This window comes from Ensifer sp. MJa1, assembly GCF_037026475.1.
Lineage (GTDB): Bacteria > Pseudomonadota > Alphaproteobacteria > Rhizobiales > Rhizobiaceae > Ensifer.
Genome location: NZ_JAKUMO010000039.1, coordinates 15,245 through 28,773 on the forward strand (window position 1 = coordinate 15,245; position 13,529 = coordinate 28,773).

11 protein-coding genes and 3 pseudogenes are annotated in these 13,529 nt (G+C 58.4%); 7 read left to right on the forward strand and 7 right to left on the reverse strand.

The features are described from left to right. The first annotated feature begins 23 nt into the window (after positions 1–23). Positions 24–623, forward strand: coding sequence for an NADPH-dependent F420 reductase (locus tag MKZ91_RS30250; RefSeq protein WP_442892369.1), 600 nt, complete (start codon positions 24–26; stop codon positions 621–623). 66 nt (positions 624–689) lie between these two features. Continuing rightward, positions 690–1,883: an MFS transporter gene (locus tag MKZ91_RS30255; protein WP_336174721.1), complete on the forward strand. Its 1,194-nt coding sequence runs from the start codon at positions 690–692 to the stop codon at positions 1,881–1,883. A 632-nt stretch (positions 1,884–2,515) separates the two neighbouring features. Here MKZ91_RS30255 and MKZ91_RS30260 read toward each other — a convergent pair. The 4 genes from MKZ91_RS30260 to MKZ91_RS30280 all read right to left on the reverse strand — a co-directional run bounded on the left by MKZ91_RS30260 (position 2,516) and on the right by MKZ91_RS30280 (position 6,971). Continuing rightward, positions 2,516–2,947 carry a plasmid maintenance toxin (PemK-like) gene (locus MKZ91_RS30260; protein ID WP_336174722.1) on the reverse strand — a complete coding sequence of 144 codons (432 nt, stop codon included), beginning with the start codon at positions 2,945–2,947 and terminating at the stop codon, positions 2,516–2,518. Continuing rightward, positions 2,934–3,212, reverse strand: a complete 279-nt coding sequence (locus MKZ91_RS30265) for a type II toxin-antitoxin system Phd/YefM family antitoxin (protein WP_336174723.1) — start codon at positions 3,210–3,212, stop codon at positions 2,934–2,936. Before MKZ91_RS30265 ends, MKZ91_RS30260 begins: the two co-directional genes overlap by 14 nt. Positions 3,213–3,855: 643 nt before the next feature. After that, complete coding sequence (locus tag MKZ91_RS30275; RefSeq protein ID WP_336174724.1) at positions 3,856–5,082, reverse strand: GGDEF domain-containing protein; 1,227 nt, start codon at positions 5,080–5,082, stop codon at positions 3,856–3,858. Positions 5,083–5,567: 485 nt separating this feature from the next. Next, a complete protein-coding gene (locus tag MKZ91_RS30280; RefSeq protein ID WP_336174725.1) occupies positions 5,568–6,971 on the reverse strand; it encodes a helix-turn-helix domain-containing protein in 1,404 nt (467 codons plus the stop codon). A gap of 125 nt (positions 6,972–7,096) precedes the next feature. On the opposite strand from MKZ91_RS30280, the gene MKZ91_RS30285 reads away from it, so the two are divergent. The 5 genes and pseudogenes from MKZ91_RS30285 (at position 7,097) to MKZ91_RS30310 (ending at position 11,219) form a co-directional block, all read left to right on the forward strand. Then, positions 7,097–8,689, forward strand: coding sequence for an isocitrate lyase (locus MKZ91_RS30285; RefSeq protein WP_336174727.1), 1,593 nt, complete (start codon positions 7,097–7,099; stop codon positions 8,687–8,689). Between the two features lie 72 nt (positions 8,690–8,761). Further along, on the forward strand, positions 8,762–8,938 hold the full coding sequence (locus MKZ91_RS30290; protein ID WP_336174728.1) for a hypothetical protein: 177 nt from the start codon (positions 8,762–8,764) through the stop codon (positions 8,936–8,938). A gap of 34 nt (positions 8,939–8,972) precedes the next feature. Next, positions 8,973–9,451 (forward strand): annotated as a pseudogene (locus tag MKZ91_RS31715) (UPF0262 family protein). A gap of 103 nt (positions 9,452–9,554) precedes the next feature. Further along, positions 9,555–10,840 (forward strand): annotated as a pseudogene (gene gltA, locus MKZ91_RS30305) (citrate synthase). A 67-nt stretch (positions 10,841–10,907) separates the two neighbouring features. Then, positions 10,908–11,219: a hypothetical protein gene (locus MKZ91_RS30310; RefSeq protein WP_336174731.1), complete on the forward strand. Its 312-nt coding sequence runs from the start codon at positions 10,908–10,910 to the stop codon at positions 11,217–11,219. On the opposite strand, the pseudogene MKZ91_RS31720 reads toward MKZ91_RS30310, so the two are convergent. The 3 genes and pseudogenes from MKZ91_RS31720 to MKZ91_RS30330 all read right to left on the reverse strand — a co-directional run bounded on the left by MKZ91_RS31720 (position 11,216) and on the right by MKZ91_RS30330 (position 12,981). Continuing rightward, positions 11,216–11,997, reverse strand: a pseudogene (locus MKZ91_RS31720) (IS5 family transposase). The gene MKZ91_RS30310 and the pseudogene MKZ91_RS31720 sit on opposite strands and share 4 nt — an antisense overlap. 448 nt (positions 11,998–12,445) lie before the next feature. Continuing rightward, positions 12,446–12,736 (reverse strand): type II toxin-antitoxin system RelE/ParE family toxin, encoded by a 291-nt coding sequence (locus tag MKZ91_RS30325; RefSeq protein WP_336174733.1) that lies wholly within the window; start codon positions 12,734–12,736, stop codon positions 12,446–12,448. After that, entirely contained in the window at positions 12,733–12,981 is a 249-nt protein-coding gene (locus MKZ91_RS30330) for a CopG family ribbon-helix-helix protein (protein WP_336174734.1), read from the reverse strand. The genes MKZ91_RS30325 and MKZ91_RS30330 overlap by 4 nt, the downstream gene beginning before the upstream one ends. Positions 12,982–13,529 lie beyond the last annotated feature (548 nt).

Here is a 13,529-nt window from a genome sequence, read left to right on the forward strand (position 1 = left end):
ACCGAATTCAAAGGAAAATCATCATGTCTATCGGTATCATCGGCGCCGGCAATATCGGCTCGGCCTTCGCTCGTGCCCTTGCACGCAACAGCATTTCCGCCACCATCGCCAACAGTCGCGGCCCGGCCTCGCTTGCCGCACTCGAAACGGAACTGAAGCCCTTCATCAAGGCAGGTACAGTTGAGGAAGTCGCCAGCGCTGACATGGTGCTGGTCGCCGTCAACTGGTCGAAGCTGCCGCTGGCACTGAAGGGTCTGCCGGATTTCGGCGGCCGCATCGTCATCGACGCCAACAATGCCATCGAGGCGCCGCTGTTCAAGCCGGCCGAGCTGAACGGTCGTCTTTCCACCGAGATCTTTGCCGATCTCGTTCCCGGTGCCCGCGTCGTCAAGGCCTTCAACCATCTGCAACCGCATCTGATCTCGGGCGATCCGAAAGCCGAGAGTGGCTCGCGAGTTCTGTTTTATTCGGGCGATGATGCGCGCTCCAAGGCGGAAGTTGGCGCGCTGATCTCCAGGCTCGGTTTCACTGGCATCGATCTAGGCCCGGTCTCGGTCGGCGGCAAACTGGTGCAGTTCCCCGGCGGCCCTCTGCCCACCCTTAACCTCGTCAAGTTCGGTTAAATGATCGTCGGCGAACTGGAGCCCCTTTTCTCCGGTTCGCCCTATTCTTCACCAAGGAATCCTCCCATGGACATGCCAGTCTCCCGCAGTGTTTCCGTAAGCCACGCGGATAGCAAACCGCTTGCCTCCTGGGCGGCAGTCGCCAGTGTCGGCGTCGGGGCCTTCGCTCTGGTCACCACCGAATTCCTGCCCGTCGGCCTTCTGCCCCTGATAGCGGCCGACCTTGGCATCAGCGAGGGGACGGCCGGATTGATGGTGACGACACCCGGCCTTCTCGCGGCAATCGCAGCACCGATGACCCTCGGATTTGCCGCGCGCTTCGATCGCAAGCGTGTGCTCGTCGGGCTGCTGCTGCTGCTCGTCGTCTCCAACGCCATCGTCGCAACAGCCAAGGGCTTTGCCGCACTGATGTTCGGACGAGTGCTGCTCGGAATTGCGGTCGGCGGCTTCTGGACGATTGGCGGCTCGCTCGGCCCACGCCTGCGTCCGGGTGCGGAAGGCCCGCGTGCCACGGCACTGATCTTCTCGGGTGTCTCGCTGGGCACCGTCGCCGGGGTTCCCGCGGGCGCCCTGATTGGCGACCTGTTCGGCTGGCGTACCGCGTTCCTGCTCGTATCGGGCGTGGCGCTGCTGGTCGTGGCGGCGCTCCAGTTTCTGCTACCGGCAATAAAAGCGCAGAAGGGGTCGGGACTGAAGCAGGTTCCGGACGTGTTGCGGTTGCGGCGGATCCGGATCGGTCTGACGGCAGCCGTGCTCATTTTTGTCGGGCAATTCGCGGCCTATACCTACATCACGCCGTTTCTCATCGGCGCAACCGGGATCGATACGGGTACCCTCAGCATGGTGCTGCTCGGCTATGGCGCGGCGGGGTTTGCCGGAAACCTGTTTGGTGGCTGGGCCGCTGGCCGGAACTTCGTCCTCGCGCTTGCCGGTACTGCGTTTCTGATCTCCTTGTCGGTGGCGGGCTTGCTGCTGGCCGGCAGCAGTGCGCTTATCGCCATTGCCTGGGTTGTCGCCTGGGGTTTCGGTTTCGGCATGCTGCCGATCGCCATGCAAACATTCCTGTTCAGTTCTGCATCGGACCGACTGGAAAGCATCGCCGCCCTCTTCGTGTCGATTGCGCAACTTGCAATCGGGCTCGGCGCGCTGGTCGGCGGCCTCGCAGTCGATAATTTCGGCGTGCCAAGTGCTCTCTGGCTCGGTGCGGCAAGCGCACTACTAACCGCGAGCCTGATCGCATTAACCAGAAAAGCTGATTGAGCCGGGGCGGACGATCGTCATGGCATTTCGTTTCCTGCTTCCGTTTCGTGCGTCGAAGGCGCCGGGTTTGCTCTGCGCATCACGCAATGCTGCAATGCAGCATGAACAGTATTAAATCATGCGAAGTGATTTATGATGAATATGTCGAAGCGCAGCACCTCCTCCCGCTGCGTCAGACGCCGATCGGCTCACCTCCTCCCGGGCCGATCAGATCCTCGGACCCCGACCCCTCCTCCCGGGTCGGGGTCTTTTCTGTTTCGAGACGGATGTGGGTGCCGGCTTCAGTTGCTGCGTACGAAGTGGGGCAGCCCGGGCTTCGGCAGCTCCTTGTCCGCATACTCGGATGACTAAATATTTCGCACTCCAGGCGCGCTAAACGCGCCCACGTCATTTCCGGACGATACATTATGCGATCATTTTGGCCCAGAGCGTGAACATACGCGCAACAAGCCGTTGTACAGGGTTGATCTGCACTTCGGCCTGACCGTTGCTTCACGGGAGTTCGATGCATTTTTTACGACATCAATATCCCAGCGCAAGATGCTGGCGAACCGCATGATGCCGGGATTGGTTCCCGTCTTTCCCGGAACGCCATGCGATGCGCCATTTTGCATCGCCGGAACAAATCGCTTTTAGGAACTACGCGGGGTCGCCTGATGTCTTTGACTTCGCGCCAGCCCGACAAAGCGACACTTCACCTCTTCGAACAGCGCCGGCGGCAACGGGCCGTGGTAGCCGCTATCCGTGTCGAGCGGCCGGACGTCCGGCCCTGGCCAGGCAAAGCGGTTGCTTTCGGTCAAGACAATCCAGGAGCGTTCGTCATCCAGTCCCAAACGACGTTTTGTCGCCGGCGGGATCTCGACTGCCTCGGCTGGGTCGGAGGGCGGCGTATGCGTGATCGGAAGGACGCGGACCACCGGCGTTCCATCTTCCAAGGTGGCAACGATGGCAAGAACGAGCGCCGGGCGATCCTTGTCACCCTCTTCTCGTCCCTCCACATGCTGCCAGTGCCAAAGATAGGAATACCGGAAGACCCAGCCGACCTTTGGCTCAGTCGGCAGCATTCTTGTCCTTCGTCAATTCAGCATTGAGATGGTCAAGTCCAGAATCCATCGTGGATGTTTCGACTGCAGCGAGGTCGTCCGCATCCAACGCGCTCGTCAGTTCGACTCGGCGCTCGCGCCGCATCAAGCGAAGATAGTCCTCATAGGCGATCAAAACCGTGCGCGGTCGGCCGTTCTTGGTGATAATCAACGGCTCGCGCACGGCTGCGTCCTGGTAGGCTCCAAAGTTCTTGGAGACCGCAGCGGCGGTGACGGTGGATGTCATCATGCACCTCCATTTTTCCGTAAAATACGTACTTTACGGAAATTTACAAGACGCCAACGTCACCAAGAGATAAATATGGTCCGGAAGAAAGCAACGGATGTCGTCCTGAAACACGATGACGTGGCGACACTGAAACACCCCGCCAGCGAGGGCATGGGCGACAACACGTTTCTTGCTTCCTAGCTTACCTCAAGGCCTGGTGCCTACTCGCCAACGGCGCCCCCTGCCTTGGCCGGCGCCGGAAAGCCCTTTAAAGTTCGCCGCCTACCATCTCTGGGACCCGGCCCAACGCGCGGCAGAGCCAAGCCATGGTATCCCGGCGGAGAAAGCTGTTGCAGGCCTGCGCGCCATTATCGCGTTGATGCCGTTGATCAACCGCTCTGCTGTCGTTAGTACGGCCTTCCCGTGGGGCCTGAGCCGGTCGGCTCAAAACCGATTGGTTGCAGGCTCGAGTCCTGCCGGGCCCACCATACCGCCAAACTGATCCCCAGGCGGCCACCAGCACGCCTCACACTCGGTCGCAAAAGCTTTTGCGGAAAAACTTACGACAAGGAATTACTGAGCGGAGACCGCGACCTTTGCTGAAATTGATCTTATTGATCGCCACCCAACTTGGCAGGAAGAAGCCACAAAAAAATGTGCTTTACGCGACCGACACTCGGGAGCCGACGATCTGGTCACGGGTGGCGTGTGTTGTATTGAGCGCAACCGCCTCGACCGCATCCATACAATCGTTCTCATCCCTTGCCACCGCTACCCGGTTACGGCCCGCCGCTTTAGCGGTATAAAGTGCTCGATCGGCGCGCTTGATTGCGGCAGCTTCAGAGACTTCGCCATTGGCGAGACTCGCGACACCAACACTGACCGTGATCTGTCGGTCAATGCCGTGCGGACGCCAATCTCTTCCGGCAAAGCGGATGCGAACAGAATGCGCCATGACAGAAGCCTCAGCCAGAGACACGTCCGGCAAGAAGGCCACGAACTCTTCTCCACCAAATCGCGCTGTGACCGCACGCGAGCCAAGATGACGCTGAAGTTCTGCGGCGAGTTCGGCGATGACGCTATCGCCTACAGCGTGCCCATAACCATCGTTGACCTGCTTGAAGTGGTCGATGTCGCAAACAATGACCGCTCCGCGCCGCACTGCGTCTTTTGTCATGCGAGGTACGGCTAACTCGAAACCCCGACGATTGAACAGTCCGGTCAGTGGGTCTCTCTCGGAAGCCTCGCGGTGTCTTCGTATGGCGGCCGACGCCATAGCCCCCAGCGCTGTGAATGGAAACGACAGTCCGATAGTGATCGTTGTGACCGTAACAGCCAAATTGTAGCCCGATGCTGCGAAATCTGCGATTTGGTCACTGGTTTGGATGAAAAAGGTGAAAACAACAGTGCGGGTCAACGTGTCGAGCAACAAGAGCACGCCCGAAACAACCATAGCTCGGTCGGCGAGGCTCGATACCTTGGTTGCTGCATTAAACAATGCCAAACCGAAGAGACAGGCAAAGGCCACATCCGTCAGAAACAATTCGGCCCTGAGGCTTTCGAACACGAGAACAGCGATGGTGTGAACAACTGTGTACCCCCCGACGAACAACCTCCGCGCCACCCTGAGCATTGGAGCGCCGAAATGGATCAGTATCGCGCTGCCGTAGCAATAGGCCGCCCCTATGTAGAGGAAGCCAGCTACAAAGATGTCGAATGTCGGCGACACGGGAAATGGCACGAGCGCAAACCCCAATCCCGCTTGCGCAAATCCTGCGCTCCACTGCCATGACGTCGAAATTTTGAGGTACCAAAGCAACAGAAATGCGACTGCAACCACACCCAGCATCGCAGGCGGCAAATAGACGACGAGGTTGCTTGTATCCATGGCAGCGACAATCCGAGACATTACCCTTGGGTAGCAGTACTCTAGGGTTGCCGGATTAAGATTCATTGAAGTAGTTGACCGAAAAGGGAAATTTGAGTTTATCTGGCAATCTGGCACCTCCGGTGGTGTCCAGTGACGGGTAGTGATTTTTCCCGTTTAGGTCACCGGTCCAATTTCAGTAGGAAGTGTGAGACTTCCTAGGTGACGCCAGCGTCGAGCGATCAACGGCGCTCCAGTCGATACATTATGCGATCCTTTTGGCCCAGAACGTGAACATCACAGCAACCAGCCGGTGCATAGTGTTCGAAGCCTATCTGGAAACTCACATCGTCCGGCGCAAGAGCATCTGCCCTAACGGAACGATTGCGCTCTGTCCTACTCCTCAACAAGCCACAGCTATAGACGTTGCGGGAGCCTGATCGGTGCTGGCGAACCGGTCGGATGTACCGGTGCGCCAGGCGCCTAGATCCGGTTCACACGGCCTTTCAGGCATCCGAAAATCCGAACGGCGCCTCGGTCCGACGATAGTTGTCGGGAAGAAGCTGGCGACCGATCGGAGGCTCCGATCGAGATGTGCAACCTGTTCGCTGACAGAGCTTGCAGGCGATGCCGATCGGCGTCGGTGCATCGGCCTGTGGATGATTGCGACTGTAGACGAGGCGATCTGCATATTGTGCCTCGCAGACGATCGCAATCGCCCGCTCGACGCTCGGGAGGCCATAACTGCCTCCGCCGGCATGTACGGTCCGCGCGATCGAGAAGAAGCGCTGGCCGTCCGGCAGTTCCATCCACTGGGTGATGACCCGCCTCGGGGTTGTGAAGACTTGATGCACCGTCCACAAAGGACAGCCACCCCCGTGACGGGCGAACGGAAAGGCACCGCTGTTCAGGCGCTTTGAAACGTTGCCGGCGACGTCGACCTTTATGAAAAAGAACGGGATTCGCTCCTGACCAGGCTTTTGAAGCGTGGTGAGGCGGTGTGCGGTCTGTTCGAAACTGACGCTGAATTGCCGGGAAAGGACCTCGACGTCGTAGCGCCGGCTTTCGACAGCTTTCGCAAACGCCGCGTAAGGCATGACAATCGAAGCCGCCGAGTAAGCCGCAATCGCTCGATGGGCCAGCCGCACCGCATTCGGGGTGTCGAAGTTTCCTTCATCGACGGCCGACTGGATCTCCGGCTCTAGTTCGAGATAGGCAAGCTGCAGCGCGATCTGGAAGTTCAGGCTCGATTGATCGAGCGCCTCGCTGAGCAAGAGCTCCTTCCGGTGCCAGTCCAGGCGCCGGAGCGATCCGACCATGACCTCCGCAGGCAAACGGCGGACCTTGAGATTGTGTCGGGCTTCGAGGTAAGCGCTCAGCCCACCCTTCTCAGTAGTTCTGGCGGAGAGTTTTTCGGAGGCTGCATCCAGCACCGGAAAAAAGTTGCGCCGCGCGGACAAGAAGCTGCGTACCGCCGTTATCGGATCTCCGGGGCCTGCGCCGTCTCCGTTCGACGAATATTGGCGTTTGTCGGCGAGCGCGAACTGCCCCTCCTTGTAGGCGGTATGAAGCCTCAGCATCGCTTCGGCGAATGCCGGAAAGCTGTGGGCGACATCGGCAATCTCCAACGACCCGAAGTCGACGTCGCTGAGAATCGGGTCTCTCACAACGCTCTGCAGGCGTGTAACCAGATCAGGACCGGCATCATTGGCAAAATCGGAGAAATCGATCTTGTAGGCTTTGGCCAGACGCAGGAGCGTTTCCGCCGTGACGGGGCGCTGATTTCCCTCCATCAACGCGATGTACGATGGCGAGATATCGAGATCTCCGGCCATCTCTGCCTGCGTCAATCCTAGATCGCGTCGGAGCCTGCGAAGTCGCGGCCCGAGATACACACCCTGCTTTTCCATGACCGGCATTACAACATTACAAGGAACTCTTGTAAAGTTTGACAACGTGACATCGAAATCCCTCGCGCTGCAACAGATCATGCCTATGGTTTCCGCAACGCAGCATAATGACTTTCGGAGGAACAATGTCGTATCAAAGCCTTGTGGAAGAAGCAGAAAAGCTCATCGCATCGAACGAGAAGTGGACCGGCGTCACTGCAGAAGCGGTGGCTCGGATGCGCCTCCAAAATCGTTTTCAGACCGGGCTGGACATCGCCAAATATACCGCAGCGATCATGCGCAAGGACATGACCGCGTATGACCAAGACCCGGCGAAGTACACGCAGTCGCTTGGCTGCTGGCACGGGTTCATCGGACAGCAGAAGATCATTTCAATCAAGAAGCATTTCGGAAACACGGACCGTCGTTACCTCTACCTGTCGGGCTGGATGGTCGCCGCCCTCAGGTCCGAATTTGGACCCCTGCCCGACCAGTCCATGCACGAGAAGACCAGCGTTTCGGCGTTGATCGAAGAGCTTTATACCTTCCTGCGTCAGGCCGACGCCCGGGAACTGGGCATGCTGTTCCGCGAAATCGACAAGGCTCGCGCCGCTGGTGACACCGTTCGCGAACGTCAACTGCAAAACTCGGTCGACACCTACCAGACCCACGTCGTTCCGATCATCGCGGATATCGACGCTGGATTTGGCAATGCCGAGGCAACCTACCTGCTTGCCAAGAAGATGATCGAAGCTGGCGCGTGCGCACTGCAGATCGAGAATCAGGTATCTGACGAAAAGCAATGCGGTCACCAGGACGGTAAGGTCACCGTCCCCCACGAGGATTTCGTGGCCAAGATCCGGGCTCTGCGATACGCGTTTCTCGAGCTCGGCGTTGATGACGGCATCATCGTCGCCCGTACCGATTCCCTTGGCGCCGGTCTGACCAAGCAGATCGCCTTCTCGGCAAAGGATGGCGACATCGGCGACCAGTACAACGCTTTCCTGGACTGCGACGAAGTCGAACCCGGGCAGGACCTTAACGGCGACGTTCTGATTACGCGCGGCGGCAAAGTGATGAAGCCCAAGCGGCTTCGCTCGAACCTGTTTCAGTTCCGCGAGGGCACAGGCGCCGATCGCTGCGTTCTCGATTGCATCCATGCGCTGCAAAATGGTGCAGACCTCCTGTGGATTGAGACCGAGAAGCCGCATATCGAACAGATTGCCGGCATGGTCGACCGCGTACGCGAGGTCATTCCGAACGCGAAGCTCGTCTACAACAATTCGCCTTCGTTCAACTGGACGCTCAACTTCCGCCAGCAGGTGTTCGATGCCTGGAAGGAAGAGGGCAAGGACGTGGGCGAATACGACCGCAGCAAGCTGATGAGCGCCGAGTATGACGCGACCGAGCTTGGGGCCGAGGCCGACGAGCGCATCCGGACGTTCCAGCACGATGCGGCGCAGCGCGCAGGCATTTTCCATCACCTGATCACCCTGCCGACCTATCACACCGCAGCACTTTCCACCGATAACCTCGCCAAGGATTACTTCGGCGACCAGGGCATGCTTGGCTACGTCGCTGGCGTGCAGCGGAAGGAAATTCGCCAAGGCATCGCCTGCGTGAAACACCAGAACATGTCCGGATCCGATATCGGCGATGATCACAAGGAGTACTTCTCGGGCGAAGCGGCTCTCAAGGCGGCCGGCGAGCACAACACGATGAACCAGTTCGCGGCTTGATTGCCACCGCTGAGACATCAGTGGCAGAGGAGGCGCGGGCCGCCTCCTCTGCCTTGAGAAGGAACCGTGATGATGGAAACTATCGAAACCTTGACCATTCCTGAGCCACAGCGTTCTCGCGCAGTGTTCTCCAACGAGGACTTTGAACTCATCCGGGTTGCCGTCAACTACTACCTGCAGGAGATCAAGGAGAGCCCTGAGGGTCTGAAATACTCGAACCTCTACCATCGCCTTCGGCGCATCGATTGATGTTGCCGACGGCAGGGAGCCTGTGGGACTGCCAATGACCGCTGGACGCAACCACCTGTGCGCCGTTCAAGTTGAGCATGCGGAAGCCCGCCTTGACGCGGTTTTTGAACGCGAACAGTCGGTGGCGATCGCAGATTTGCTGGAAAGCAATCTGTTTGAGCTGATCGGCCGCGAGCACGGTCCGTACAAATTGCGACTATCCACCCGCGACGCGAAGCTGTCCTTTCAAATCACCACGCAAGACGACGTCCCGATCGTCTCGCATATCTTGTCGCTCACACCCTTCATGCGGGTCATGAAGGACTACGCAATGATCTGCGAGGCACATCTGAGGCGGCATTAGCCTCGGACCCATATCGCTTGGAGGCGATCGATATGGGCCGCAGAGCCGTGCACAACGAAGGGTCGGATCTCCTCAGGCAGCGCCTTTCCGCCTGGATCCGAACAGACCACGGTACCGCACGTCGCCTGTTCACACTCATGGCCGTCCCTTACACACTGAAGGGTCCATGACCTCATAATATCGCACGTCGGCATCTCGGGATGCTGCCAACCTGATAACCAACCTTCGGTAGCCGCTGTCTTCGCAGCTGCCAGGCCAAACGGGATTTGAATGATGCACGATAGACGGGCACTTGTAGAGGTCAACGGTCGGAGCGCCGAACTAGAACTCCGATCTGGGTCCATCGGACCTGACGTCGTGGACATCGGCTCGCTCTACAAGCAGACGAAGATGTTCACCTACGACCCGGGCTTCACGTCGACGGCGTCGTGCGAATCCAAGATCACCTATATCGACGGCGACGAAGGCGTGCTGCTCCACCGCGGCTATCCGATCGAACAGCTTGCCGAGCACGGCGACTTCCTGGAAGTCTGCTACCTGTCTACGGCGAACTGCCGACGAAGGCGCAGAAGGCTGACTTCGACTATCGCGTCACGCACCACACCATGGTGCATGAGCAGACGTCGCGCTTCTTCACCGGCTTCCGCCGCGACGCACACCCGATGGCCGTCATGTGCGGCTGCGTCGGCGCGCTTTCTGCCTTCTACCACGACTCGACCGACATCACCGATCCGCACCAGCGCATGGTTGCTTCGCTGCGCATGATCGCCAAGATGCCGACGATCGCGGCCATGGCCTACAAGTACCACATCGGCCAGCCCTTCGTTTATCCGAAGAACGACCTCGACTACGCGTCGAACTTCCTGCGCATGTGCTTCGCCGTTCCCTGCGAAGAATATGTCGTCAACCCGGTTCTGTCGCGCGCGATGGACCGTATCTTCATCCTGCACGCCGACCACGAGCAGAACGCTTCGACCTCGACCGTTCGCCTCGCGGGCTCCTCCGGCGCAAACCCATTCGCTTGCATTGCTGCTGGTATCGCCTGCCTCTGGGGCCCGGCGCACGGCGGCGCCAACGAAGCGGCGCTCAACATGCTCGCCGAAATCGGCACGGCCGACCGCATCCCGGAATTCATCGCCCGCGCCAAGGACAAGAACGATCCGTTCCGCCTCATGGGCTTCGGTCACCGCGTCTACAAGAACTACGATCCGCGCGCCAAGATCATGCAGAAGACCACGCACGAAGTGCTGGCCGAACTCGGCCACAAGGACGATCCGCTGCTCGAAGTCGCGATGGAACTCGAGCGCATCGCACTCACGGACGAGTATTTCATCGAGAAGAAGCTCTATCCGAACATCGACTTCTACTCCGGCATCACGCTGAAGGCGCTGGGTTTCCCCACCACCATGTTCACCGTGCTCTTCGCGCTCGCCCGCACCGTCGGCTGGATCGCGCAGTGGAACGAGATGATCGAGGATCCGGAACAGCGTATCGGCCGTCCGCGCCAGCTCTATGTCGGCGCTCCGCAGCGCGACTACGTGCCGCAATCAAAACGGTAAGGGACTAGGTCCTGTTGACAAAGTCAGCAGTGATAGTGCGATAAGATCGCTCCTAACGGAGGATTAGATGTCCGAACTCGATCGAGAAATACGACTTCGACTTAGTGTGCAACATGCCTTGCTTGGGGCCGTATCATCGACGCTCGCCGCCGTTACGTGTGGCTGGAGTGGCAACGAGATTGTCCTCGAATTCTTGGTCGATCCCGATTTCGGCGATGATGACCGCGAACGCATGGAGGTAGTCGCATCCGAGGTCATCTCGGATTTTGGTTATGAAACAATAATGACTGTCTTCACGTCCCCACCATCGGATGGACCGAAGGCTCGGGTTGATAGGCGATGGTGGGCTTACAGGCGATTTGAGCCATTGCTGGGCTAAAGGCGTTCTGTGAAGTGCGGCAGCCAGATTTTTGCGGCGGCCAGCGAAAGGAACGCTTCGAATGAAGTTCGGGTCTTGTCGTAACGGGTGGCAATCCGTCGGAACTGTTTGAGCCGGTTGAACATTCGTTCGATGCGGTTGCGGTCTTTATAAACCTTGAAGTCGCAGGAAGGCGGGTCTTTCCGGTTCGCTTTTGGCGGAATCACGGGCCGAAGGCCGTGGATCAGCAACTCTTCGCGGACGGAGTCGCCGTCGTAGCCCTTGTCAGCAAGGAATGATTTAGGTTTGCCAACGGGTATGGTGAGAAGCGCGGGAACGGCGCTATAATCAGAAGTCTCGCCACCTGTCAGGACAAAGCCGAGAGGACGTCCCTGACCGTCTGCGCGGGCATGGACTTTTGTCGTAAAGCCGCCGCGTGATCGACCAAAACCCTCTTTATAAGTCCCCCTTTAGCGCCCGCAGCCTGCGAATGGCCGCGAACCGTGGTGCTGTCAATCATATGTTGCCAGTCGTCGGTCAATCCAAGTTCGACAAGCGTTTCCAGAAGTGCATCCCAAACACCTTGTTCGGCCCAGCGGCGGAAACGAACATACACCGAATTCCACTTTCCATATCGCTCGTGCATATCGCGCCACGGACAGCCAACGCGCAGAACATGGAGCATCCCGTTAAAAAAGCGGCGGTTGTCGTGGGATGGCCGAGACTTGCGACCACGCTCGGTCGGCAATAGCGGTTCGACAATCCTCCATTCCTCATCACTCAAATCGCCTCGTGCCATAGCTGCTTCCTAAAAAGCAGTCTTGAATCACGCCTAGGCTGATTTGGGAATCACTTTGTCAACAGGACCTAGTGTTCGCGCCGGCCACCTGACCTGCCGGGACGACTCGAATCGTGGAAAGCCTTGCCTCTTCCCGCCAAGTGGCCCAGCACCCAGTGTGTCGGCCAACTTCTCGTCACTATTCGAGAACTCAGGGCCAAGATCGGATCACTAGCAAAGGCAGGTCGATACCCTCCCTTGTGGTCCTTCGTCCAGTTGATACATTATGCGATCCTGAACGCACAGAACGGGAACAAAGGAGGCACGATCGTCTCGCAACGGAAAACAAAGGTTGGTCTGACGCTTCCCAGTTTCCGTCGAAACCTGCACTTCCCGACTGATTTTGCTTGGCAAGAATGGCGTCCTGGGGGGTGGGGTAAGATGAACGCCGTGCTTTTCGGGGTCGTGACTAGAGAACCTGCGGCCATTGTTGGTGAGCGTGCATGACGGTGAGGATCTCCACGTCCCGACCTACGCGGTAGGGAATGATGTAGAGAACGTCGGCCAGCACGAGCTCGCGCGTGCTCTTGATACGACCAGGCCGCCCGCTAGCAGGATACTCTGCTAACGCATCCACGGCAGTGACAATCCGCGCCACGACGCGAGCCGCTGCCTCCGGATCGTCTTTCTCGATACATGCACCGATCTCATCAAGTCGCCGCAACGCCCTTAGCGTCCAGCGAATACGCTTCCGACTCATGATTGGCGGGCAGACTTGACGTACTTCGTGACGACTTTCGCCACATCTTCGTCGCTGGCGAATTCACCCCGGTCGGCCTCGGCCAACCCGGATTCAATCTCGGCAAGCTGCCATCCCTGCTGCTCCACGAAAGCTTCGATGGCCTCTGCAGCCATATAAGAGCGGGACCGATCCAGCTTCTCAGCGAGCTGATCCAGCTTGCGCGCGGTTTCATCTTTTACACGTACAGTAAACGCAGCGGTCATGATCCCTAGCCTTCGTTGGTTCACTATGATTATTGATGAACCGCTCTGGTGCGTCAAGATTCAAGACATTTCTCCAAGACATCCGCTAAATGACTTGTTAAAGCGATCGGCTCATAACCGCTTGGTTGGGGGTTCAAGTCCCTCCTGGCCCACCATTATTTTTAAGCTTCACACTATCCCAAGATAAAAACGGCCGCAGAATGCGGCCGTTCGTACATAAATTGCCTTAGGAGAAGTCAGCGATTTACGTCGACAAGCGTGCGGCCGCGCACCTTGCCCTGCAGCATGGCTCCCGCGACACTCCGAACCTCATCAAGGCCGATTTCGGATACCATGGTTCCGAGTTTTGTCAGATCAAGGTCAATTGCGAGCCTTTGCCAAGCCTGCTCCCGGAGCTCTTGTGGAGCATTGACGGGGTCGATGCCTGCTAGGCTCAGGACCTATTAATTTCGTTTGAGATGTGATTCACGTTTCCGAAAGGAGACCGTGATGGGTGATTTGTTTCTGCTGAGCGAGCGCCAGATGGCGCGGATCGAACCGTATTTCCC